We start from the raw sequence: 24,204 nt of genomic DNA, 5'->3' as shown, positions 1-24,204 counted from the left end.
AGTCGGGGCCGGCTCCCCAAAAGATCCCACAAATACTACCGCACCGTGGCGATGCCGTCCGCGGTGGTGGCGGTGCCGACGTTCTGGCGGAGATCCGCCTCGCCCAGCGTTTTCAGCTCGACCCGGAGCAGCACGGTCTGGTTGCGCTCACGCACGCCGGTGGCGGTGGCGATCGGCGAGTTGATGTAGTTCAGCGAGACGGTGGTGCACTCGTCCTGGTAGCCGCCGCCGAAACTCGCGCCCGAGAGGTAGAATCGGCCGGGGTTCTGGTAGGTCGGAACCGTGCCGATCGGGTTGGACAGGTAGGCCGACAGGGCGTCCGTGTAGGTGTTGCGCACGTCGAGATAGTGCGTGAGGTCCACCAGCAGCGAACCCGAAACGAACCAGTTCGGGGTGATGTTGTAGGTGGCGGTAGCGGTCACGCCCTCGCGGTAGTGGCTGTAGCCGAGCAGCGGCTGCGCCTCGTAATATGAATAGAAGGCCGAGACCGTCAGCGGCAGGAACGGCGCGAACCGCGCCGTGGCACCGGTCTCGAGCCGGGCGACGTGGAAGTCCGACTGGTCGAACCGCGCGCGGGTGATGAAGGTGATGTTCTGGTTCGGCGACACCTGGAACCGCCCGACGAAGTCGGAGCGCCGGGTCTCAAGGCCGGAATTCAGGCCGACATTGGCGATGTCGCCCCGGCGAAACGAGTTCACGCCGGCGAGCTGGATGGACTCGCCGAACATGATGTTGGTGTACCAGCCGGACGGGGTGACGACGGAATATTGGCCGCCGAGATTGGTGCGGACGCCGCCCTCGGCCCGGTCGTAGCCCGAGAACTTGTCCCACTCGAACAGCGAGGTGTCGTCGAACACCAGACTCTGGGCGTCCTCGTTCGGCAGGCGGCCGATCCGCGTCTCGGACGGGCGCGCGATAATCTGGCCGATTGGCTCCAGGGTGTGGACGCCCAGCGCGCCGAAATTGGCGACGAACGGATAGCGGTAATCAAGCCCGACCGCTGGCATCACCCGGCCGGCGAAGCCGTCGTCGATCTTGGCGACCTGGGGCGCGAGGTCGTTCTGGTAGCCGGAGAAGCTCGGGTTGGTGAAGAACGCGTCGGTGCGCAGATACGTGAACGGCGTGAACTTCTGGCCCCACTCGTCGATGAAGCTCCGGCGCCAGGACAGCTCCGCCGAGGCGCGGGTGTTGGTGCCGGCGAGCCCGTCGATCGAGCACAGGCCGCGCTGGAACACCGTGCAGGTCTGGTAGAGCGGAAAGCTGACGCCGTTCACGCTGGGCGAGAACAGGTAGCTCGAGGTGCGCGGCAGGCCCTGGAACTGGGTGGTCTCACGAGTCAGGCTGGTGATGTTGGCCTGGAACCGCACCTCGCCGCCGATCTCGGCCGGGCCGTTGATCCGCTTGTCGTAGTCGATCACCGGGGCGACGATCGGCTGCTGCTTCTGCCAGTCGAAGCTCGACAGGCCCTTGAAGTAGTAGCCGCGCGCCTCGAACCACGACCGGTCGCCCTGGCCGACCAGGTAGGCCGTCGAGGTCGCCTCGCGGAAATAGTCCGTGGTGATGTTCTGGTTGCGGATCCGGTAATTGTCGAGGAACCACTTGTCGGTGACGCCGACGAGGTCCCACCCGGTGCGCCAGCGGTCGTTGATGTAGAACCGCCCCTGCGATTCCACCGAGCCGCGGAAGTCGCGCTCACCGGCGCCGAGCGGGCTCGGCAGGAAGGCGGAGGGCGTCGTCTGCGAGATGCCCGACAGGCGGATGTTGTAGAAGCCGTTGTCGATCCGCTGGCGGAATTCGGCCTGGCCGAGCACGCCCTGGCGGCTCAGCAGCGTCGGGGTGATCGTCAGGTCGTAATTCGGCGCGAGATTGATGAAGTACGGCAGCGACACGCCCCGGCCCAGCGCCGTGGTCGAGATGAAGCGCGGCGTCAGGAAGCCGGTCTTGCGCCTCACAGTCGGGTCGGCGGCCTCGAAATAGGGCAGGTACGCGACCGGGATCCCGGCGATCTCCAAGGTGGAATCGTCGAAGTAGATCGTGTGGGTCTCGTCGTCGTGGATGATCTTCTTGGCGCGGATCTGCCAGAGCGGCGGCGTCTCAGGATTGTCCTTGCACGGCTCGCACGCGGTGTAGCTGCCGGCCTCGAAGCTGGTCTGCTCGCCGTTCAGGCGCTCGGCCCGGGGCGCGGAGAAGCGCGTCCGCACCGTCTCCGTGCGCCGCTCCACCGTCTGCTGGCCACGGAACGCGTCGATGAAGCCGGTCTTGAAGTCGTCGCTCAGCTCCATGCGCTCGCCGGTCACGACGCCGCCATCGGCCTCGGTCAGGCGGACATTGCCCTCGGCGAAGACCCGCCCGGTGCCGCGGTCGTAGCGTACGCTGTCGGCCTGCAGGGTCCGCGGGCCGAAATGCAGCTCGGCGTTGCCGCGCGCAGTCACGGTGTTGTGGTCGTTGTCGTAGATCAGCTCGCCGGCCTCGACCAGCAGCTTGTCGCCCGGCAGCTTCCCACCAGAATTGCCGAGCTTGGGCGCGGCCATCCCCTGGGCATGCGCCGAGACGCCCCCGGCCAGCGGCGCGGCGAGCGCCAGCGCAGCCAGGAGGGCCGTCTTCCGCAGGATGTGGGCGACCTTACGCAACGCGCGACCCAACCCCTGTGACGTGATCCGCCACCAACCTCACACACCCGTCTCCCGTCCCGCGATGGATCACGGGCGTCAGCCGTCTTCCTGGTACAGAAGCGTAAGCGTACCGAGAAGACTGCCTACCACGGCCGGGAACCAGGCCGCCACCGGTGCGGCGACGAGTCCGGACGCGCCGAGCCCTTCCATGACCTGTCGGACCACGTAGAGGGCGAAGCCCGCCGCGACGCCGCCGAGAACGAGTTTACCGACCCCACCAAAGCGGAAGAACCGTAAGGAAACGGTTGCGGCGACGATCACCATCGCCAGGAACAGGACCGGTCGAGCCCATAGGACATCGTACTGAAGACGGTATCGGGTGGCGTCGAGACCGGCCCGCTCGGTCCGTGCGATGGTTGTGGGAAGTTGCCAGAAAGGCACAGATTCCGGGGGGGTGAAGCGCTGTCGGACCTGCCCGGGATCGAGGTTCGAGGCGATCAGGTAGGTGTCGAACGACTCAGGCGGCGCGTCCGGCGCCAGGAGGCGCACGTCCGAGAGCTCCCAATAGCCGTCATGCAGCGTCGCCCGGGCCGCCACCATCTGCTCGGCGAACTTGCCGGTCGCGTCGAAGGTGAAGACCGAGACGCCGGCCAGCGTGGTGGTGCCCTCGACGGCGGTCTCGGCCCGGATGATCGCCTCGCCGTCGAGGCCGCGCTGGCGGATCCACAGGTCCTTGCCGGAGGACGCCTTGGTCGATTTGGCGAAGATCTTCGCCTCGATCTCGGTCGAACGCTGCTTCAGCAGGGCCGAGACCGGGTTGTAGATCCCGACCGCCATCGCGCCGAGCGCCAGGGCCACGAAGAAGCCGGGCTGCAGGAACTGCCAGGCCGAGATCCCGGCCGCCCGGGCGACCACCAGCTCCAGCTTGCGCGAGAGCTGGAGCAGGGTCGCCATCGAGCCGAACAGGACCGCGAAGGGCAGCACGCCCTCGGCTACGGCCGGGGTGCGGTAGAGCGAGAGCAGGGCCATCAGCCCGGTGGAAGCGCCCTCGGCCTCGCCGGCGCGGCGCAGCAGCTCGACGAAGTCGAGGGTGTAGACGAGCGCGAACACGGTGACGAAGACGCCGAGCACCGTGCGGGCGAACCGGGCGGCGAAGTAGCGCCCGAGGGTCGGACCGATCAGCATCGGAGGCTCAGCGTGCCGAGGCGAGGCGCGGGGCGCGGAACAGGACGCGCAGGGCCCCCGCCAGCGCGGCGTTGAAGGCGCGCACCCGCGGCCCGAAGAAGATCAGCAGGCAGGATAGGGCGATCGCCAGGATCGGCACGCCGTAGATCGCCGCCACGGCGCCGACGCTGCGCGCGGCGGCGCTCACCGCGGCGAAGCCCGCGATCCGCAAGCCGACCACGGCCAGGATCGCGCCCGCGACGGCGAGCCCGCGGCCCTGGCGGGTGGTGCGGGGATCGCCGAGAGCCGCGAAGGCGATGAAGACGAGGGCGAGCGGGTAGAGGCAGGCCGAGAGCCGGTCGTGCAGCTCGGCCCGGAACCGGCCCTTCTGGAGCTTGTAGTAGCCCTCGGTCTGGTCGGGGAACAGGAGCTGGGAGGTCGAGCGCTCGCGCGGCTTGTAGATCGTGTCGGAATCCGGGGGCGCGAAGGCCGCAAGATCGATCGTATAGCGCTCGAAGGTCAGGATCGAGGAATCCCGCGAATCCTTCTGCTGCTGGTGGACGCTGCCGTTCTCAAGAATCAGGAAGCTCTGCCCGTCGATATCCGCTGCGATGCCGCGATCGGCCAAATAGACCTTGGTCTTCCCGGCCTCGCGCCGGTCCTGGATGAACAAGCCCTTGAGCACGCCGCCGGGCCCGCGCTCGCGGAAATGGAAGGTGATGCCGTTGTCGAGCTGGGTGAACTGGCCTTCCTTGACCACGTTCGCGATGAAGTCGCCCCGGACCCGGGTGATCACGTCGCGCAGTTCCTGGAAGCTCGCAGGCATCACCACCAGCACCAGGAAGCCCACCAGGAAGCTCACGAACAGCGCGAGCGTCAGGAACGGCCGCAACAGCGCGCGCGGCGGCATGCCGGCCGCCGACATCACGATCAGCTCGGAATCGCCGTTGAGCTTGTTCAGCGCGTAGACGGTGCCGATGAACAGCGCCACCGGGGCGATCACCACCACCAGCGTCGGCAGCGACAGGCCGGTGACGAACAGGAAGACCAGGAGCGTCTGCCCCTTGGCGGTCACGAGATCGAGCTCGCGCAGAGCCTGCGTCAGCCAGATCGTGCCGGTGAGGCTGATCAGGCAGGCGAGGCTGGCGCCCAGGGCGATCCGAAAGATGTAGCGCTCGATCTGCCTCATTGGCCCGGCAGTTCCGCCCGTCCTCTCGCGCCCTCAAGGGCCAGGGAACCGACAAAAGGGGCGATTCCAGGGCTGCTGCGCCGCGTTGCGTTTGCCGCCTCAGCGGCTACACAGAGCGGATTGCGCCCTGCGATCCGGTTTGGGCGCCTCGAAAACTGCGGAACGGCGGGCAGGGCGACGGGTATGGCGGACGGTATCGAGATCGGTTTCGGCCCCCTGGAGCAGAGCGGCCAGGGTCAGGGGGGAGCGGGCGATCTCGTGGTGTTCGTCGGTGACGACCTCGGCCTCGGATCGGCGGCGCGCGCGGCGCTCGGCAGCGCGGGCGCCGACCTCGTCGCCAAGGCCGCCGCCTCGGAGAAGTTCAAGGGCCGCTCGCTCAGCGCCATGAGCCTGCCGGCCCCCGCCGGCGTCAACGCCGACCGGCTGGTGGTGGTCGGGCTCGGCTCCGAGAAGGACCGGGCCAAGACCGACTGGCCGGCGCTCGGCGGCTTCACCGCCGGCAAGGTCTCGGGCCGCACGGCCCGCGTGGTGCTCGACTGGCCTGGCGCGACGGTCGGCGCCGCGCAGGCCGGCGAGTTCGCCCTGGGCGCACGCCTGCGCAGCTACGCGTTCGACCGCTACAAGACGAAGAAGAAGCCCGACGCCGAGGACAAGAGCCGCACCACGCTCACCCTGCTGCTCGCCGAGCACGGCACCGCATCGCGCGAAGGCGAAGCCGCCCGGACCCTGTCCGAGGGCGTGATCCTGGCGCGCGACCTCGTGAACGAGCCGCCAAACGTGCTCTTTCCGGAGGAATTCGCCCGGCGCGCCTCGGAACTGTCGAATCTCGGGGTCGAGATCGAGGTGCTGGAGCCGGCCAGGATGCGCGAGCTCGGCATGGGGGCGCTGCTCGCCGTGGCCCAGGGCTCGGTCCGCGAGCCGCGGGTCGTGATCATGCGCTGGAATGGCGGCCCGGCCGGCGAGGCGCCCGTCGCCTTCATCGGCAAGGGCGTGGTGTTCGATTCCGGCGGCGTCTCGATCAAGCCCGGAGGCGGCATGGAGGACATGAAGGGCGACATGGGCGGCGCGGCCGCTGTGGTCGGCGCGCTGCACGCACTCGCCAGCCGCAAGGCCCGCTGCAACGTTGTCGGCGCCATCGGCATCGTCGAGAACATGCCGGACGGCGGCTCCTACCGCCCCTCCGACATCATCACCTCCATGTCCGGCCAGACCATTGAGGTGATCAACACCGACGCGGAAGGCCGCCTCGTGCTGGCCGACGTGATCACGCATGTGGTCCGCAGCGCCAAGCCGAAGGCGATGGTCGATCTTGCGACCCTGACCGGGGCGATCATCGTGGCGCTCGGCCAGGACATCGCCGGGATGTTCTCCAACGACGACGCGCTCGCCGCCAACATCAACGCGGCCGGCGAGGCCACCGGCGAGAAGGTCTGGCGGATGCCGCTGATCCCCGCTTACGACAAGGCGATCGATTCCAAGTTCGCCGACATGAAGAACACCGGCGGCCGCCACGGCGGCGCCGCCACCGCGGCCTCGTTCATCAAGCGCTACGTCGAGGAGGTGCCGTGGGCCCATCTCGACATCGCGGGGGTGGCGATGTCGTCGAACGCCAGCGAGATTAACCGCAGCTGGGGCGCCGGCTGGGGCGTGCGCCTGCTCGACCGGCTGGTTCGGGACCATTACGAGGCGCGGTGAGACGGATCGCGGGCGCGACGATACCGCGCCCGCGGGAGACAATATGGCGGGCTCGGTCTTGATCCGCGTCCGCCCCACCTACCCCCCTCATCCTGAGGTGGCGACGCGCAGCGGCGCCCTCGAAGGAGCCCTCCAGGGTTTGCGCGAAGACTGGGGGGCTCCTATCGAGGCTCGCTTCGCTCACACCTCAGGATGAGGGCACCGGGTTGGTAAAGCGCTGATCGGGACCAGATCGAGGTTTGTGTCCGCTCAGCCAGCCGCCCTCGCCGGGGAACGCCTGTACCGTTAGCTGTCACGCGCGACCGAACGCAGGTGTCTGTGAGAACTACAATAAAGATCCTCGCCGCGGCGGGCCCGATCCTGGCCATGCTCGCAGCACTGGCGCTGGTGGCCGTCACCGGCTTCAGCCAACGCTCGGCGGTGCCGGAGGCGTTCGAGCCCTGGATCTACGGCTATTTCATCACCCGCTATCCGCTCTTCGCCTTCGCGCTCGTCTACGGGATCGCGCATCTGGTCGCGGTCGCGGCCGGTCCCGGCCCGGCCTCCGGACCGCGAAGGATCCTGTCCGGCGCGGCCGGCGCGACACTCCTCGCGCTGGTCGGCCTCTACCCGACCTTCGGCGGCCTGATCCTGCGCGGCGGCTTCGCCACAGGCGGGATGGCGTTCCTGACGCACCAGCCGCTCTGGCTTGCCTACGGGCTCGGTGCCGGCGTGGCTGCGGCGATCTTCGGCGGGATCCTCGGCCTCTTCGCCCTGCTCGCTAACCAGCCGCTGCGTCCGCGGCTCAGGCGAATCGGAGCCGGCGCACTGGCCTTCCTGGCCCTGTGGTTCGGCGCCTGCGTGATCGGGCTCGCCGGCGATCTCGGCCTCGGTCCCTGGCCGCATCGGGCCTTCTGCCCCGCCGAGGCGGGCCTCGCGGCGCTGCTGCTGATTGTCGCCGCGCTGCCGCACGCCGCGCTCACGACATTGCGCCGGCTTCGTCGGAAGGCCTGAGGGGCCCGCCTTGCTAGTGGCCGCCCGTTCCCCCACAGTCGGGCCGTTCTGCGTAGGGACGGGACCCGGCCGTCGAGAGCCGTGCCCGCGGGAGACGACGCGATGCGCGAGGCCAGCTTGATCGAGCAGGGCACGGCGGCACGCCGGCTTGAATCCGAGCCGGATCCCGCCTTCGCGAACCTGACGCCCCGGCCATGGCTCTCTTCCTACCCGCCCGGCGTCCCCGCGGAGATCGACGTCGAGAGCCTTGGCACTCTGGTCGACCTGTTCGAGACCAGCGTCACGGCCTTCGCCGACCGCCCGGCGATCCTGTGCTTCGGCTCGACCCTGACCTACGCCACCATGGGCAAGCAGGCCCGCGCCCTCGCGGCCTGGCTGCGCGCCCAGGGGCTGGCGAAGGGCGACCGTGTTGCGATCATGCTGCCGAACGTCCCGGCCTACGCGGTGGCCTTGTTCGGCGTGCTCTCGGCCGGCGGGACGGTGGTCAACGTCAACCCGCTCTACACGCCCCGGGAATTCGCCCAGCAGATCAAGGATTCCGGCGCGCGGTTCCTGATCGCGCTGGAGAATTTCGGCGCCACCGTCGCGGGGGCGCTCGCGGATGTGGCGCTGGAGCGCGTCCTGCTGGTCGGCCCGGGTGACGGGCTCGGGCTCAAGGGCCAAGTGATCAACCTCGCCAGCCGCCACGTCCGCAAGGCCGTGCCGCCGTTCCGCCTGCCCGACGGCCTCGCGCTGCCGTTCACGACCGCGCTGCGCCGGGGCAGCGGCATGCCGCACGCCCCCGTGCCGGTCGATCCCGAGGATCTGGCGTTCCTACAATATACCGGTGGGACCACGGGGATCGCCAAGGCGGCGATGCTGACCCACCGCAACGTCATGGCCAATGTCGAGCAGTCGCAGCTGTTCTTCAATTCGAAGGATCCGAGCATCCTCCGCTGCGCCGTCACGGCCCTGCCGCTCTACCACATCTTCGCGCTGACGGCCTGCTTCTTCCAGTTCATGCGCAATGGCGGTTCCTGCCTGCTGATCCCCAACCCGCGCGACTGCGACGGCATGGTGAAGACCTTGAGCCGTCACCGCTTCACGCATTTGATGGGCGTCAACACCCTGTTCAACGTGCTGATTAACCACCCGAAGATCCACACCGTTGACTTCTCCCACCTCGACTTCGTGGTCGGCGGCGGGACGGCGGTGCAGCGGCCGGTGGCGGAGCGCTGGAAGGCGCTCACCGGCAACACGATCCTCGAAGGCTACGGCCTCTCGGAAACCTCGCCGGTGGTCAGCGCGAACCCGCCCGGGATCAAGGAGTTCTCCGGGACGATCGGTTACCCGTTCCCGTCCACCGAGGTCTCGATCCGCGATGCGGCCGGCAAGCCGGTGCCGGCGGGCCAGTCCGGCGAGATCTGCGTGCGCGGCCCGCAGGTGATGCGCGGCTACTGGAACCGGCCGGAGGAGACCGCGCGGGCGATGACGGCGGACGGCTTCTTCCGCACCGGCGACGTCGCCGTGATGGAGCCCGACGGCCAGATCAAGATCGTCGACCGGATGAAGGACATGATCCTCGTCTCCGGGTTCAACGTGTACCCGAACGAGGTCGAGGAGGTGCTGGCCGCCCATCCCGGGGTGCTCGAATGCGCAGTCGTCGGCGCCCCGAGCGAGGAGACCGGCGAGATGGTCGTGGCCCACGTGGTCATGAAGGATCCGGAGGTCTCGACCGACGCCCTGCGGGCGCATGCCCGGACCCAGCTCACCGGCTACAAGGTGCCCCGCCGGGTGGTGCTGCACGACACGCTGCCTAAGACCAATGTCGGCAAGGTGCTGCGCCGGGTCCTGCGCGACGAGACGCCCCCCGGTTGAGGGCGCCCGCGTCGGATCGTCGTCGGCCGCGCACGTAACCGCCCGGCCCCGATCGCCGAACGGTGAGGCTGCGGCGCTTGCGCCCCTGTCGGCCCGGGCCGATCTGTGGGCTGTTGCTGCGGGACAGGCGAGGAGATGGCGATGTTGATCCGGAGCAGGCGCGGGTGGGAGATCCCGGAGAGTCAGGCCACGCCCGAGGCCGTGTTCCTCAACCGCCGCGCACTGATCGGTGCCGCCGCCGGGCTCGCCGCCGGCTCGGTTCTGGGCGGCCGGTCCGCCTTCGCAGCCGCGGGTGCCGGGCCGCTCTATCCGGCGCCGCGCAATCCCGCCTACACGTTGGATCGGCCACTGACGCCCGAGCGGTTCAGCGCGGACTACAACAACTTCTACGAGTTCGGCACGTCCAAGACGGTGCTGCCGGCCGCCAACGCGCTCAAGACCCAACCTTGGACCCTGAAGATCGACGGCCTGGTGGAGAAGCCGTTCGAGATCGGCGTCGACGACCTGATCCGGAAGGTCGGCTTGGAGGAGCGGCTCTACCGCCACCGCTGCGTCGAGGCGTGGTCGATGTCGGTGCCGTGGACCGGCTTCCCCCTGTCGAAGCTCGTGGCGCTCGCCAAGCCGACATCGGGGGCGAAATACATTCGCTTCGAGACTTTCATGGACAAGGCGATGGCTCCGGGTCAGCGAGCTTTCTTCTATCCCTGGCCCTATACCGAGGGGCTGACCCTGGCCGAGGCCGGCAACGACCTCGCCTTCATGGTCACCGGCGTCTACGGCAAGCCGCTGCCGAACCAGTTCGGCGCGCCGATCCGCGTTGCGGTGCCGTGGAAATACGGGTTCAAGTCGGCGAAGTCACTGGTGAAGGTCTCCTTCACCGCCGAGCGCCCCAAGACCTTTTGGGAGGGGCTGCAGGCCTCCGAATATGGATTCTGGGCCAACGTGAATCCGGCGGTGCCGCATCCGCGCTGGAGCCAGGCGTCGGAGCGCGTGCTGGGCACCGACGAGCGGGTGCCGACCCTGATCTACAACGGCTACGGTGAGCAGGTCGCCGGGCTGTACAAGGGGCTGGAAGGCGAGCGCCTGTTCGTCTGAGCGCGAGCGCCGCCGGCCTCCTTAAAGCCATGCCTGATCGGGCATGGCTCACATCCTTCGCGCCCACACCGTCGCTCGAGCCGAACCCGTATGCCGTTGGGCAGCGCGCGCTCTATAGTGGGCAGGCATGCGCCTGCTCGAAGGCCTGCAACCCGGCCCCGGCGGCTTGTTCCTGACGCGAGAGCGGTACGCGGTCCGTCGTGTCGTAGCGGCAATCCGTGTTGCCGAAGTTGCGGATCGCCCGCTTGCTGCGGAAGCAGGAACCGGCCCGCTCGTAGATCAGATTGCGCTGGTACCAGCCTTCCGCGCAATCGTCCGACATCGCGCCGGTGGTCCCGGCGATGAGGGTCAGGACGAGGAGGGATGCGCGCATCCATTCGCCTCCGTCGAAAGACCGGAGTCGAGCATCGGATGCTCAGTAGGTCCAGCGCTGTGCCTTGGAGACCAGGAAGTCGCGGAACGCCTGCACCCGGGCGACCGAGCGCATCTCTTCAGCATAGACGAGGTAGCTCTCCAGGCTCGGCATCTCGGTGTCGCGCAGGACCTGGGTGAGCTGGTGGTCGCCATCGACCGCGTAATCCGGCAGGATACCGATGCCGGCGCCGGCCTCCATGGCCCGCTGAAGCGCGCCGATATTGTTCACCGTCAGGTGGACGCTGCGACGGTCGCGGCCCTCGCGCCCGGCATCGGCCAGCCAATGGGCCGCCAGCAGATAGGACGGCTCGTTGCCGCCGAACGAGACCAGGCGGTGGTCGTCGAGTTCCTCGATCGTCTTGGGCTCGCCGAAGCGCTTGACGTAATCGACGCTCGCGAAGGCGTGGTAATGCACGGTGAAGAGCCGGCGCTGGATCAGATCCGGCTGGGCCGGGCGGCGCATGCGGATCGCCACGTCGGCCTCGCGCATGGCGAGATCAAGCTCCTCGTTGGTGAGGATCAGCTCAATCCGGACATCCGGGTAGAGGTCGAGGAACTCGCCGACCCGCTGGGACAGCCACGAGGTGCCCAGGCCCACGGTGGTGGTCACCTTGAGATCGCCGGTCGGCCGCTCGGAGGTCTCGACGAGGCGCGCCCGGGTGTTCTCCAGGCGCAGCTTCATGTCCCGGGCCGCCCGGAATAGCAGGTCGCCCTGCTCGGTCAGGATCAGGCCGCGGGCATGGCGGTGGAACAGCGGCGCCTTCAGCTCGCGCTCCAGGGCGCTGATCTGGCGGCTCACCGCCGACTGGCTGAGGCCGATATCGTCGCCCGCCTTCGTGAAGCTGCCCGCCTCTGCGACGTTCAGGAAGATCCGGATCTTGTCCCAATCCAAGGCGAGAACCCCCACCACCGCGAATCCGCACCCGATCCGCGGCTCGGAGAGAGCCCTGTCGGCATCAGGCGAGCGCCGGGCGATGCGTGGGCGGCCGCCCCCCCGAGGGGACGCGGCCGGCGCCGCAGGGGCATGCAACGATTGCATCCCTGCCCGGTCAGAACCCCTATGCGCCCGGCGCATGGTCGGACGCAAGCACTCAGATCGCGAAGTTGTTGACAGGACTTCCGTCGAACAGCGCAGCGCGGTCTGCGCTGCGTGGTCTCACTCGGCCGCCGCAGCCTGAACCGGGGTCTCGCCGATCTCCAGATTGGCGAGAAACTTCTCGGCCTCCAGCGCAGCCATGCAGCCCATGCCGGCTGCCGTGATCGCCTGCCGGTAGACGTCGTCGGTGACGTCGCCCGCCGCGAACACGCCCGGGATCTCGGTCTCGGCCGTGCCGGGCTTCACCGACAGGTAGCCGCCGTGGCGCATGGGGAGCTGGCCCTCGAAGATCGCCGTCGCGGGCTGGTGGCCGATCGCCACGAACACGCCGTCGGCCGGCACCTCGCTGATCTCCCCCGTGCGTGGATCCTTCAGGCGGAGGTGGGTGACCGTGGGGGCGGGCTTCTGGACGCCGCAGATCTCGGCGACCTCGCGGTGCCACAGCACCGCGACGTTGGGATGTTTGAACAGGCGCTCCTGCAGGATCCGCTCGGCCCGGAAGCTGTCCCGGCGGTGCACAACCGTGACCTTCTTGGCGATGTTGGCGAGGTAAAGCGCCTCCTCGACGGCGGTGTTGCCGCCGCCGACGACCACGACCTCCTTGCCGCGAAAGAAGAAGCCGTCGCAGGTCGCGCAGGCCGAGACGCCGCCGCCCTGGAACGCCGCCTCGGAGGACAGGCCGAGCCACTTCGCCTGGGCGCCGGTGGCGATGATCAGCGCGTCGCAGGAATAGGTCTCGCCGGAATCCGCCTCGAGCCGGAACGGCCGCTGCTTCAGATCGACCGCGGTGATGTATTCGGACACGATCTTGGTGCCGACGTGCTCAGCCTGCAGGCGCATCTGCTCCATGAGCCAGGGGCCTTGGATCGCCTCGGCGAAGCCCGGATAATTCTCGACATCGGTCGTGATCATCAACTGGCCGCCGGGCTGGAAGCCGGAGATCAGCAGCGGCTCGACCATCGCGCGGGCGGCGTAGATCGCCGCCGTGTAGCCGGCCGGACCGGATCCGACGATCACGAGCTTGGCGTGCGTGTGGGCCATCTCTCTCGTTCCCTTCAGGTCGGTCCGCTGGTCGAGGCCGCCGCACGGTGCGCGGCGTAAGCCTTGGCCAGCGCCTCGGCTATCACCGGGGTCGCGTCGATTGGCTTGTACGGCAGATCCACTAAGCGACCGGTGAACGGCCGCAACGCGCCGGCGATCGCCAGACCGGCGAACATCCGCCGATGCCGGATATAGGTGCGCGGCAGGTCGAACAGCAGGACCGGGGCGCCGGTCGCCACCGCCTCGCTTACCATGTTCGCAGAATCCGATGTGACCACGATCGCCTCGGCGAGCGCGAGCATGGCGACGTAGGGATTGTCGCCGGTGCCGTCCCAAAGGAAGCCCCCGGTCTCGGCGGTCAGCGTCTTGACCGCGTCGCGCAACGGGTTGGGCGTCCGGCGGGAGATCGTCACCATCAGCCGGCAACCCTGGTCGATCAGACTGCGCAGCTCGCCCACGAGGCGCTGCATGTCGGTCTTGCGGTAGCTCAGATGCCGGCTGTCGCCGCCGACCAGCACCGCCACCCGCGGGCCGTCGAGGCTGGCGAGCCGCGGATCCGGATTGGCCCGGGCCGCGGCCAGTCGGGCCGCGGTGACGAGATGCGGCGCGGTCAGGGTCGTGAAGACGTTGGGGCCGCGCAGATCGTCGTAATCCGGCACCCAGATGAAGTCGGCGCTGTCCGCCCCTGTCCGGGGATCCTTGAGGAAGGCCGTGAAGGTCCGGCCCTCGGTCGCGCGGCGCAGCGCCCGGAGATAGGGCACGGCCCGACGGCCCGAGGCGATCAGCAGGTCGGGATAGGGTCCCGACAGGGCGCCGTTGCGGCGACGCGGGCTCTCGCGCGGGTCGATCGGGCCCCAGGGGGCGACCCAGCCGAACGGGCCGGCGGCCGGGACCTGCCGGATCTCGAACGGGACACCAAGGGTCTCGGCGATGCCGACGCACTGGTTCTCGTCGCCGGCCTTGCCGTCGGTGATGATCCAGGCCCGGGCCTGGGACAATTCGGGCGCGGGCGCGCGCCGCGCGGACGGGGGGGCGAGGGGGGCGGGCTTCGCCTCCGGCGCGTCGATGCTTCTCATCGGAAACGCCTTACACCGCGGGCCGAGCTTGGCCTAATCCCGCGGCAGGTCGCGCGCGAGCCACTGGGCGTAGATGTCGGCGATGACCGACAGCCGCCGCCGCTCGAAATCCGGCTCGTACCAGGCGCCGCCGTAGCTCGACGGCGTCGCGGTCATCTGCGGATGGCGCCCGAGCACCTGCCCGTCGCGTGCGACGAGGAGTGCCTCGCCCTCCAGATAATCGGTCTCGAAATTGCCGCCGCGGCCGCGCCGAGCGCCGCCGCCGACATAGGGGCGCAGCGACAGCGCCTTCACGACCACCACCAGCCGCGGCCCGCGCCCGCCGATCCGTCCGGCAAACGTCTTGCGCAGGGCGGCGGTCAGGTCGGCGGCGAGCGCGTCGGCCTGACCGCCCGCGCCCGCCTCCCGCAGCGGCCGCACATCGACGCGGATGTCGGAGAACGCCGCGGTCGGCGGAAAATCGCCGGCCGCCACCGCGGAGGCCAGCCCGCAGAGCAGGAAGAGGCCGGCGAGCCAGCCGCGGGCGGACGCGATCATCGCCCTCAGCCGCCGTACTGGACGCCGACGACCTCGTAGGACTTGCCGCCGCCCGGCGTGGTAACCTCGACCGTGTCGCCGACGCCCTTGCCGATCAGGGCCCGGGCAATCGGCGACGTGATCGAGACGCGGCCCGCATGCACGTCGGCCTCGGGCTCGCCCACGATCTGGTAGGTCTTCTCCTCCTCCGTGTCCTCGTCCACGAGCTTCACGGTCGCGCCGAACTTGATCTTGTCGCCGGACAGCTTCGACACGTCGATGATCTCGGCGCGCGCGATCATGCTCTCGAGCTCCATCACGCGCCCCTCGTTGTGGGACTGAGCCTCCTTGGCGGCGTGATACTCGGCGTTCTCGGAAAGGTCTCCGTGCGCGCGGGCCTCGGCGATCGCCGCGACGATGCGCTGGCGCTCCACCTGCTGGCGGTGCTTCAGCTCCTCCTCGAGAGCCGCGAATCCGCGTACCGTGATCGGAACCTTGTCTATCGTCATCGTCTCGCGCCACAATGAAGAGGCCCGGCCGAGAGTGTAGCACTCTCCCCGGGCCACGAAGTTAAGTCAGCGGGACCCTGAGGCTCAGGCCGCGAAGTATTCTTGCAAGGCGCGTACCTGGAGATCGCCCTCTAGATAGGCCTTGATCCCTTCGGCCGCGGCCATCGCGCCGGCTAGAGTGGTGTAATACGGCACCTTATGCAAGAGGGCCGCGCGCCGGAGCGAGCGCGAGTCGGACAGCGCGCCGGCGCCCTCCGTCGTATTCAGCACGAGCTGGATGTCGCCGTTCTTGATCGAGTCGACCACGTGCGGCCGGCCCTCGAGGACCTTGTTCACGCGCTCGGCCGGCACGCCGTTCTCGACCAGGTACTTCTGGGTCCCGCCGGTGGCCAGGATCGAGAAGCCGAGTTCGGAGAGGAGCTTCACGCTGGGCAGGATCCGGGCCTTGTCGGCGTCGCGCACCGAGACGAACACGGTACCGGAGCGCGGAACCTGCGTGCCCGAGCCGAGCTGGCTCTTGGCGAAGGCCACGCCGAAGCTGGCATCGAGCCCGATCACCTCGCCCGTCGAGCGCATCTCCGGTCCGAGCAGGACGTCGACGCCGGGGAAGCGCGCGAACGGGAACACCGCCTCCTTGACGGCGATATGGGCCAGTTCCCTGCGCTTCAGACCGAAGCCCGCGAGCTTCTCACCGGCCATGACCCGGGCGGCGATCTTGGCGATCGGCTCGCCGATCACCTTGGCGACGAACGGCACCGTGCGGGAGGCGCGGGGGTTCACTTCCAGCACGTAGATGTCGCCGTCCTTGATCGCGTACTGGACGTTCATCAGGCCGCCGACCTTGAGCGCCAGCGCCATCGCGGTGGTCTGCCGCTCCAACTCCGCGATGGTTTCCGCCGAGAGCGAGCGCGGCGGCAGGGAGCAGGCGGAATCGCCGGAATGGATCCCGGCCTCCTCGATGTGCTCCATGATACCGGCGATGAACACGTCCTGGCCGTCGCAGACCGCATCCACGTCGATCTCGACCGCGTCTGACAGGTAGCGGTCGAACAGCAGCGGGTTCTTGCCCAGCACCGTGTTGATCTGCCCGGTCTTGTCGTTCGGGTAGCGGGCGACCACGTCGGACGGGATCAGGCTTGGCAAGGTCCCGAGCAGGTAGTCGGCGAACTGGCTCTCGTCGCGGATGATCGCCATCGCGCGGCCGCCCAGCACGTAGCTCGGGCGCACCACGAAGGGTAGGCCGAGCTCGGAGGCGATCAGCCGGCTCTGCTCGACCGAATAGGCGATGCCGTTCTTCGGCTGCTTCATCCCGAGCTTGTCGAGGAGCCGCTTGAACTGGTCGCGGTCCTCGGCGAGGTCGATGGCGTCCGGGGAGGTGCCGAGGATCGGCACGCCGGCCGCTTCCAGCGCCCGGGCGAGCTTCAGCGGCGTCTGTCCACCGAACTGCACGATGACGCCGTGCAGGGTGCCGGCCTGCCGCTCGGTCTCGATGATCTCCAGCACGTCCTCGGCGGTCAGCGGCTCGAAATAGAGCCGGTCCGACGTGTCGTAGTCGGTCGAGACGGTCTCCGGGTTGCAGTTGACCATGATGGTCTCGTAGCCGGCATCCGACAGCGCGAAGCAGGCGTGGCAGCAGCAATAGTCGAACTCGATGCCCTGGCCGATCCGGTTCGGGCCGCCGCCCAGGATGATGACCTTCTTGGCGTTGGTCGGCTGCGCCTCGTCCACCACGGTGCCGGCGAAGGGCGCCACGTAGGTCGAGTACATGTAGGCGGTGGGCGCCTTGAACTCGGCGGCGCAGGTGTCGATGCGCTTGAAGACCGGGCGCACGCCCAGCGCCCGGCGCTTGGCCCGGACGTCGGATTCCTCCATCTTGGCCAGGACCGCGAGGCGGGAATCCGAGAAGCCGGCGGCCTTGAGCTGGCGGAACGCCCCGGCGGTGCCCGGCAGGCCGTGGGCCTTCACCCGGTTCTCCAAGTCAACGATCGCCTGGATCTGCTCCAGAAACCACGGATCGACCTTGCAGGAGGCATGGACCTCCTCGTGGCTGACGCCGAGCCGCAGGGCCTGGGCGATCTTGAGCAGCCGGTCCGGCGTCGGTACGCCGAGCGCCGCCTTGATGGCGTTGTGGTCGTCGCCGCGGCCCAGCCCCTCGATCTCGATCTCGTCGAGGCCGGTCAGCCCGGTCTCCAGCGAGCGCAGGGCCTTCTGCAGCGATTCCGCAAAGCAGCGGCCGATCGCCATCGCCTCGCCCACCGACTTCATGGCGGTGGTCAGGGTCGGCTCGGCGCCGGGGAATTTCTCGAAGGCGAAACGCGGGATCTTGGTGACGACGTAGTCGATCGTCGGCTCGAACGAGGCCGGGGTCGCGCCGCCGGTGATGTCGTTGGCGATCTCGTCGAGCGTGTAGCCCACCGCCAGCTTGGCCGCGACTTTGGCGATCGGGAAGCCGGTGGCCTTCGAGGCCAGCGCCGAGGAGCGCGAGACGCGCGGGTTCATCTCGATCACGATCATCCGCCCGTTCTCGGGGTTGATCGCGAACTGCACGTTCGAGCCGCCAGTCTCGACGCCGATCTCGCGCAGCACCGCCAGGGATGCGTCGCGCATCACCTGGTATTCCTTGTCGGTGAGCGTGAGGGCCGGGGCGACGGTGATCGAGTCGCCGGTATGCACGCCCATCGGGTCGATGTTCTCGATGGAGCAGACGATGATGCAGTTATCCGCCTTATCGCGGACGACCTCCATCTCGTATTCCTTCCAGCCGAGCACGCTCTCCTCGATCAGGACCTCGTTGGTCGGGGAGGCGTCGATGCCGCGCTCGACGATGTCGAGGAATTCCTCACGGTTGTAGGCGATGCCGCCGCCGGTGCCGCCCATGGTGAAGGACGGGCGGATGATCGCCGGCAGGCCGACCTCGGCGAGCGCGATCAGGGCCTGGCCGAGGGCGTGCTCACCGTAGCGCTTGCGCCGCTCGGATTCGCCGGACTGCCACTTGCGCTCGAAGGCGGCAACCGCCGCGGCCCGCGCCTGCGGGTCGGCATTGGCCGCCTCGATCCGGGCGATCTCGGCGAGGTACTTTTCCCGGTCGGCCTTCTTGGCTGCGGAGGCGTTGGCAAGCGCCGATTTCGGGGTGTCGAGCCCGATCTTGGTCATGGCGTCCCGGAACAGGCTCCGGTCCTCGGCCTTGTCGATGGCCTCGGCGGTGGCGCCGATCATCTGCACGCCGTACTTGGCCAGCACGCCCATCTTCTGCAGAGACAGGGCGCAGTTCAGCGCCGTCTGGCCGCCCATGGTCGGCAGGATCGCGTCGGGGCGCTCCTTCTCGATGATCTTGGCGACGATCTCCGGGGTGATCGGCTCGACATAGGTCGCGTCCGCCATGTCCGGATCGGTCATGATCGTCGCCGGGTTCGAGTTCACCAGGACGATCCGGTAGCCCTCCTCGCGGAGCGCCTTGCAGGCTTGGGTCCCCGAATAGTCGAACTCGCAGGCCTGCCCGATGATGATCGGTCCCGCACCGACGATGAGAATCGAGGAGATGTCGGTGCGCTTGGGCATTGGCGGCCTTTTCAGGCCAAGCGCGCCCAGTCGGGCACGGCTCGGATCGGCCCTGCTCCCGGACGCGCGTGGCGGGATTGTCGTTGAACGTCGCGTTTACACGGGCGATCCGCGCATTGGAAGGCCGTGCCCGATCAGCGGTTGCGCGGGGAAGCGCGGACGCGTTGTCGCGCCTTGGCCTAGATTCAAAGCATTTTGAAGTATTCGGACGGGCTACCGCGCCATTGCCGAGTCCGGACCGGGGCCATAAGGCTCAAACGATCGACGGGTCCGTCGATTGAAACGAGACCAATTCGAGATAGACGATGATCAGGGAAACGTTCAGCGCGGCGATGCTTCTGCTCGGCGCGACGGCAGGCGCCTATGCGACTGAAGTCTCCATCAAGACGCTCAACAGCGGCCCGGGCGGCATGATGGTCTTCAATCCGGCTTTCGTGAAGATCCAGCCCGGGGATACGGTCCGGTTCGTGCCGGCCGACAAGGGTCACAACGCCGAGCTGATCCAGGGCATGGCACCCGAGGGCGCGCCGACCTTCAAGACCGTGGTCGGCAAGGAGGAGACCGTGACCTTCGACAAGCCCGGCCTCTACGGCTTCAAGTGCTCGCCCCACTACATCATGGGAATGGTCGGCCTGATCGAGGTCGGCGACAAGCCGGAAAACCTCGCGGCCGCCAAGCGCTTCGAGCCGCTGTTCGAGAAGGTGCAGTAGGGATCCGGCGGGGGCGGCCCACCGCCCTCGCTCAGAAGCGCTGACAACGGACACACATTTCGAACGCGACCTCGATCACCAGCCGCAGCCGCCCCCTCTCCCGCACGGGAGAGGGGACCAGAGTCTCCTACGGCCGATGATGCGCCCGCATTCGACCTGCAGACCGAGAAGACGAGCGGCTTAGAACCCGGCGTGCAGCGCGGCGAGCGCCCGGTCGATGGACAGGTAGAAGATGCCGAAGGCGACCACGGCCGCGGCGGCGAATTCAAGTGCGACGTTCGAGAGGGTCTGCGCCCGGCGCAGCATCTCCCGGCCGAAATACAGAGACACCCAGGCGAAGGCGAGGACGGCCGGCATCGCGAACAGGTAGGAGACCGTGCTCTCGACCCGGTCGAGGCCGGCGGCCGGATCGATCAGGGCGCGGATGTTGCGCACCCAGGGGGCGTATAGGGCGGCGTAGAGCGCGGTCGCCCAGGCGAGGCTGGCCGCGACACCGAGATGAAATGTGAAGGTACGGTGCAGGCGGGCGAAGTCGTCGCGTGCCTCGTCGATGGTCATCCGGCAATCCCCTCGGACGGAACCGCCATGCGCGGTCCGTCGATGAGACGATTAAGCCGCCGGAATTCGCGGATTTTGTGACCCCGGCGCGGCCCGAATGGGACTGCGCCGAAGGTCTCATGCCGCTCAGGCGTTCGCGGCCTTCTCGGGCTCGCCGGAGCGCATCAGCGTGACGAAGCGCTCGAACAGGTAGTGGCTGTCGCGCGGGCCCGGCGAGGCTTCCGGGTGGTGCTGTACCGAGAAGGCAGGCCGGTCGGTGAGCGTCAGGCCACAATTCGAGCCGTCGAACAGCGAGACATGGGTCTCGATTGCGCTGGCGGGCAAGCTGGCGGGATCTACCGCGAAGCCGTGATTCATCGACACGATCTCGACCTTGCCGGTGGTCTTGTCCTTCACCGGGTGATTCGCGCCGTGATGGCCCTGGCCCATCTTTACGGTACGGCCGCCGAGCGCGAGGCCCATGAGCTGGTGCCCCAGGCAGATGCCGAAGGTCGGCACCTTCTCGTCCAAGAGCTTGCGAATCACAGGCACGGCGTAGGTGCCGGTCGCCGCCGGGTCACCCGGACCGTTGGACAGGAACACGCCGTCGGGCTTCAGCGCCAGGATCTCCTCGGCGCTGGTGGTGGCCGGGACCACGGTGACGTCGCAGCCGGCCTGGGCGAGCAGGCGCAGGATGTTGCGCTTCACGCCGTAATCGATCGCCACCACCTTCAGGCCCTCGCCGGGCGCGCGCTTGCCGTAGCCGTCGCCGAGGGCCCAGACGGTCTCCGACCATTCCGTCGCCGCGCGGCTGGTCACCGGCGGCACAAGGTCGAGCCCCTCCATGGGGGCCAGGGCGGCGGCCCGCGCCTTCAGAGCCTCGCGGTCGAACCGGCCCTCGGGATCGTTGGCGATGACGGCGTTCGGCATGCCGTTGTCGCGGATGCGGGCGGTGAGCGCCCGCGTGTCGATCCCGGTGATGCCAACGATGCCGCGGGCGTCGAGCCAGCCGTCGAGATGCGACGAGGAGCGCCAGCTCGACGGCTTGGTCACCGCCGAGGCGATGATGGTGCCGCGCACGCCGGAGGCCGGGGCCGCCTCGAGGCTCTCCAGATCCTCGTCGTTGGTGCCGACATTGCCGATATGCGGGAAGGTGAAGGTGACGATCTGCCCGGCATAGGACGGGTCGGTCAGGATCTCCTGGTAGCCGGTCATCGCCGTGTTGAAGCAGACCTCGCCGTCGGCGACGCCCGTCCGGCCGATGCCGAAGCCTTCGAGGATGGTCCCGTCCGCCAGAACCAGTAGGGCCGTCGCCACGGGCTCGGCCCAGGGTTCGGGGGCGGAGGGGCCGGAGGCCTGCGCGGCGTCTTGCAGCATCGGGTCGGTCTCGCTTATGTGCGGCCGAAGGCAGGCACCGCGTTGCGGCGCGCTCGGCTGGCGGCATGATCGTGTGCGGCGCTCTTAGCGAGCGGCCCGCGATGGGGTCAATGTGGCCCTGTGGCCGAAGCCGCTCAACACCCGCAAACTGCAGGCCAGCCCCCCGTTTCTCCCGTCGGAAGGTTTATCGAGATGCTGCGCGCCCGCCTCACCACCGAGATGAAGGAGGCCATGAAGGCCGGCGACAAGGACAAGCTCGCCACCGTGCGGATGATCCAGGCCGCCCTCAAGGACAAGGATATCGAGGCCCGCGGCCTCGGCAAGGAGCCGGCCTCCGACGAGGAGATCCTGTCGCTCCTGCAGAAGATGATCAAGCAGCGCACGGAATCCGCCTCGGTCTACGAGCAGGGCGGACGCCCGGAGCTCGCGGCCAACGAGCGCGCCGAGATCGCGATCATCGAGGCGTTCCTACCCAAGCAGATGGACGAGGCCGAGATGAAGGTGGCGGTCGACGCCGCGATCCTCGAGACCGGCGCCGCCGGCCAGAAGGACATGGGCAAGGTCATCGCCGCCCTGAAGGGCACTTTCGCGGGCCGGATGGATTTCGGCAAGGCGAGCGGGCTGGTGAAGGCCGCGCTGGCAGCCAAGGGCTGAGGCTCGGACCTCCGGCTCTCCCCGCAATCCCCCGCCCGATCGCGCCATCGATCGACCGGGCGGGACTCGCCCCCCCCGTCGCGCTATATCCAGCGGTCAAGCAATCGACCCGCAGGCCCCGTGCGCTATCCACCCCACATCCTGGAAGAGATCCGCGCCCGGCTGCCGGCCTCCTCCGTGGTCGGGCGGCGGGTGCAGCTCAAGAAGGCCGGCCGCGAATGGCGCGGCCTGTCGCCGTTCAACGCCGAGAAGACGCCGTCCTTCTACGTGAACGACCAGAAGCAGTTCTATCACTGCTTCTCCTCGTCCAAGCACGGCGACATCTTCACCTTCCTGATGGAAACCGAGGGCCTGAGCTTCCCCGAAGCGGTGGAGCGCCTGGCGAGCGAGGCCGGCGTCAGCCTGCCAGCGCCCACGGAGGACAATCGCGCCACCGAGCAGAAGCGCGCCGGCGCCATCGAGGTCATGGAGATGGCCGCCCGGTGGTTCGAGGAGCGGCTGCGTTCGGGGCAGGGGAGCGAGGCGCGGGCCTATCTCGAACGCCGGGGGCTCAAGGACGAGACGCAGCGGGCCTTCCGGCTCGGCTACGCGGCGAACGAGCGCTACGCCCTGCGCGACCACCTCGCCGGGCAGGGGGTCGACAAGGCGCTGATGGTCGAGCTCGGACTCCTCGCCGGCGGCGAGGATGTCTCGGTCCCGTACGATTATTTCCGTGACCGGGTGATCTTCCCGATCACCGACACACGCGGCCGGGTGGTCGCCTTCGGGGGACGGGCGCTCTCTAAGGAGGTCCGCGCCAAGTACCTGAACTCCCCCGAGACGCCGCTCTTCCACAAGGGCCGGACGCTCTACAACCTCCACGGCGCCCGCAAGGCGGCGCACGAGCGCGGTTCGATCATCGCGGTCGAGGGCTATGTCGACGTGATCGCCATGACGCTGGCCGGCCATCCCGAGACTGTGGCGCCCCTCGGCACTGCGCTCACCGAGGAGCAGCTCGCCCTGCTCTGGCGCCACGCCGACGAGCCGATCCTGTGCTTCGACGGCGACAAGGCCGGCCAACGGGCGGCCTTCCGGGCCCTCGACATCGCGCTGCCGGCCCTCGAACCCGGCCGGTCCCTGCGGATCGCCCTGCTGCCCGGCGGCCAGGACCCCGACGACCTCCTGCGTTCGGGCGGACCGGGCGCGATCGACCAGGTGCTGCAGGCGGCGCTGCCCCTGTCGGAACTGCTCTGGCGCCGGGCGCTCGAATCTGGCCCGGTCGACACGCCGGAGCGGCGAGCGGGGCTGACCCAGACGCTGCGCGCCACCGTCGCCACGATCCGCGACGAGACGGTGAAGCGCTATTATCGCGACGACATCGAGGAGCGGCTGCGGGGCCTGTCGCCCCGCGGCACGCGTTCGGCCGGGCCCGGGCCGGGCCCGAAGGGTCAGGGTCGTCGCTTCGCCCGTCCGGGCGAGCCGGTCTCGCCGCGCATCACCGGCAGCCCCAGCGCCTCGATGACCGCCTCGGCCGGCTTTTCCGGGGCGGCGCCGGTGCGCGAGGCTGTGATCGTCGGGACGCTGCTGGTCCACCCCGAAATGCTGGCCGAGTTCGGCGACGAGGTCGCGGAACTTGACTTCGAGGATCCCGACGCGCGGGCGCTCCTGTCGGTCCTTGTCGCTTGTGCCGCAGAGGACGGACAAACGAACGCGGACCTGTTGCAAAGCCGCATCACACGGGCCGGTCTCGGAGAGGCGGCGGAGCGGATTCTCGCGCTCGCCCGCTCGCGCGACCGCATTACGCTGTCTCCGCACGCCGATCCGCAGCAGCGTGGGGACGCTCTCAGACAGGCGATGATCTTGCACCGGCAGGCAGGAGCGCTACATAGCGAACTTCGCGAAGCACGGCAGGCGTTTGAGGACGATCCGACCGATGCCGGGTGGGCATGGCTCTGCGAAGTCAAGGCGAGGCTGGAGACCGTCATCGCCGCCGAGGCTGAAGCCGACAAGCCGGTGTCGAACGACTCGACCGCCGCATGACGGCCGTGCGATGGCGGTGGCGACGGGCAGATCCGCGCCATAGTTAACATTCGGTCAAGCCTCGGGCTTGCATACGGAACCCGACGACCCAA

General features: G+C 68.7%; 19 protein-coding genes. 7 read left to right on the top strand and 12 right to left on the bottom strand.

The genetic code is table 11. The features are described 5' to 3' along the window. Positions 1–35 precede the first annotated feature (35 nt). The 3 genes from AKJ13_RS06805 to lptF form a co-directional block, all read right to left on the bottom strand. Positions 36–2,630: an LPS-assembly protein LptD gene (locus AKJ13_RS06805; protein ID WP_050732671.1), complete on the bottom strand. Its 2,595-nt coding sequence runs from the start codon at positions 2,628–2,630 to the stop codon at positions 36–38. 78 nt (positions 2,631–2,708) lie between these two features. Further along, positions 2,709–3,797 carry an LPS export ABC transporter permease LptG gene (gene lptG / locus AKJ13_RS06800; protein WP_050732670.1) on the bottom strand — a complete coding sequence of 363 codons (1,089 nt, stop codon included), beginning with the start codon at positions 3,795–3,797 and terminating at the stop codon, positions 2,709–2,711. A 7-nt stretch (positions 3,798–3,804) separates the two neighbouring features. Further along, entirely contained in the window at positions 3,805–4,965 is a 1,161-nt protein-coding gene (lptF, locus tag AKJ13_RS06795; RefSeq protein WP_050732669.1) for an LPS export ABC transporter permease LptF, read from the bottom strand. A 183-nt stretch (positions 4,966–5,148) separates the two neighbouring features. On the opposite strand from lptF, the gene AKJ13_RS06790 reads away from it, so the two are divergent. The 4 genes from AKJ13_RS06790 (at position 5,149) to msrP (ending at position 10,605) form a co-directional block, all read left to right on the top strand. After that, positions 5,149–6,660 carry a leucyl aminopeptidase gene (locus AKJ13_RS06790; RefSeq protein ID WP_050732668.1) on the top strand — a complete coding sequence of 504 codons (1,512 nt, stop codon included), beginning with the start codon at positions 5,149–5,151 and terminating at the stop codon, positions 6,658–6,660. Positions 6,661–7,026: 366 nt separating this feature from the next. Next, the gene (locus AKJ13_RS06785; RefSeq protein ID WP_050732667.1) at positions 7,027–7,653 is read left to right on the top strand and encodes a hypothetical protein; all 627 of its coding nucleotides are present in this window, start codon (positions 7,027–7,029) and stop codon (positions 7,651–7,653) included. Between the two features lie 102 nt (positions 7,654–7,755). Further along, positions 7,756–9,510 carry an AMP-binding protein gene (locus tag AKJ13_RS06780; protein ID WP_200905598.1) on the top strand — a complete coding sequence of 585 codons (1,755 nt, stop codon included), beginning with the start codon at positions 7,756–7,758 and terminating at the stop codon, positions 9,508–9,510. Positions 9,511–9,651: 141 nt separating this feature from the next. Continuing rightward, on the top strand, positions 9,652–10,605 hold the full coding sequence (gene msrP, locus AKJ13_RS06775; protein WP_050732770.1) for a protein-methionine-sulfoxide reductase catalytic subunit MsrP: 954 nt from the start codon (positions 9,652–9,654) through the stop codon (positions 10,603–10,605). Between the two features lie 112 nt (positions 10,606–10,717). Here msrP and AKJ13_RS06770 read toward each other — a convergent pair whose 3' ends face one another. From AKJ13_RS06770 to carB, 7 genes are all read right to left on the bottom strand, one after another. Beyond that, positions 10,718–10,978, bottom strand: a complete 261-nt coding sequence (locus tag AKJ13_RS06770) for a YARHG domain-containing protein (protein WP_050732666.1) — start codon at positions 10,976–10,978, stop codon at positions 10,718–10,720. A gap of 42 nt (positions 10,979–11,020) precedes the next feature. After that, a complete protein-coding gene (locus AKJ13_RS06765) occupies positions 11,021–11,911 on the bottom strand; it encodes a LysR family transcriptional regulator (RefSeq protein ID WP_039904094.1) in 891 nt (296 codons plus the stop codon). 264 nt (positions 11,912–12,175) lie between these two features. After that, complete coding sequence (gene trxB / locus AKJ13_RS06760) at positions 12,176–13,156, bottom strand: thioredoxin-disulfide reductase (RefSeq protein WP_050732665.1); 981 nt, start codon at positions 13,154–13,156, stop codon at positions 12,176–12,178. 14 nt (positions 13,157–13,170) lie between these two features. Beyond that, positions 13,171–14,232, bottom strand: a complete 1,062-nt coding sequence (locus AKJ13_RS06755) for a mitochondrial fission ELM1 family protein (protein WP_050732664.1) — start codon at positions 14,230–14,232, stop codon at positions 13,171–13,173. A gap of 33 nt (positions 14,233–14,265) precedes the next feature. Next, the gene (locus AKJ13_RS06750; protein ID WP_050732663.1) at positions 14,266–14,769 is read right to left on the bottom strand and encodes a hypothetical protein; all 504 of its coding nucleotides are present in this window, start codon (positions 14,767–14,769) and stop codon (positions 14,266–14,268) included. A 5-nt stretch (positions 14,770–14,774) separates the two neighbouring features. Further along, positions 14,775–15,251: a transcription elongation factor GreA gene (greA, locus tag AKJ13_RS06745; RefSeq protein ID WP_193375366.1), complete on the bottom strand. Its 477-nt coding sequence runs from the start codon at positions 15,249–15,251 to the stop codon at positions 14,775–14,777. Positions 15,252–15,341: 90 nt separating this feature from the next. Beyond that, positions 15,342–18,815 carry a carbamoyl-phosphate synthase large subunit gene (gene carB, locus AKJ13_RS06740; RefSeq protein WP_050732662.1) on the bottom strand — a complete coding sequence of 1,158 codons (3,474 nt, stop codon included), beginning with the start codon at positions 18,813–18,815 and terminating at the stop codon, positions 15,342–15,344. Between the two features lie 305 nt (positions 18,816–19,120). On the opposite strand from carB, the gene AKJ13_RS06735 reads away from it, so the two are divergent. Beyond that, the gene (locus AKJ13_RS06735) at positions 19,121–19,525 is read left to right on the top strand and encodes a pseudoazurin (RefSeq protein ID WP_050732661.1); all 405 of its coding nucleotides are present in this window, start codon (positions 19,121–19,123) and stop codon (positions 19,523–19,525) included. Positions 19,526–19,705: 180 nt separating this feature from the next. Here the strand turns inward: AKJ13_RS06735 and AKJ13_RS06730 are convergent, their stop codons facing one another. Both AKJ13_RS06730 and carA read right to left on the bottom strand, forming a co-directional pair. After that, a complete protein-coding gene (locus AKJ13_RS06730) occupies positions 19,706–20,083 on the bottom strand; it encodes a hypothetical protein (protein WP_050732660.1) in 378 nt (125 codons plus the stop codon). 126 nt (positions 20,084–20,209) lie between these two features. Beyond that, positions 20,210–21,439 (bottom strand): glutamine-hydrolyzing carbamoyl-phosphate synthase small subunit, encoded by a 1,230-nt coding sequence (carA, locus tag AKJ13_RS06725; RefSeq protein WP_050732659.1) that lies wholly within the window; start codon positions 21,437–21,439, stop codon positions 20,210–20,212. Positions 21,440–21,631: 192 nt separating this feature from the next. Here carA and AKJ13_RS06720 point away from each other — a divergent pair, with 192 nt between their 5' ends. Both AKJ13_RS06720 and dnaG read left to right on the top strand, forming a co-directional pair. Continuing rightward, positions 21,632–22,093 (top strand): GatB/YqeY domain-containing protein, encoded by a 462-nt coding sequence (locus tag AKJ13_RS06720; RefSeq protein WP_050732658.1) that lies wholly within the window; start codon positions 21,632–21,634, stop codon positions 22,091–22,093. Positions 22,094–22,213: 120 nt separating this feature from the next. After that, the gene (gene dnaG, locus AKJ13_RS06715; RefSeq protein ID WP_050732657.1) at positions 22,214–24,112 is read left to right on the top strand and encodes a DNA primase; all 1,899 of its coding nucleotides are present in this window, start codon (positions 22,214–22,216) and stop codon (positions 24,110–24,112) included. Positions 24,113–24,204: the final 92 nt, after the last annotated feature.

It is taken from the genome of Methylobacterium sp. ARG-1 (assembly GCF_001262595.1).
GTDB classification, from domain to species: Bacteria; Pseudomonadota; Alphaproteobacteria; order Rhizobiales; family Beijerinckiaceae; genus Methylobacterium; species Methylobacterium brachiatum.
Note: the sequence above shows the minus strand (reverse complement) of the source record. Positions and strands in the feature narration are given on the sequence as shown.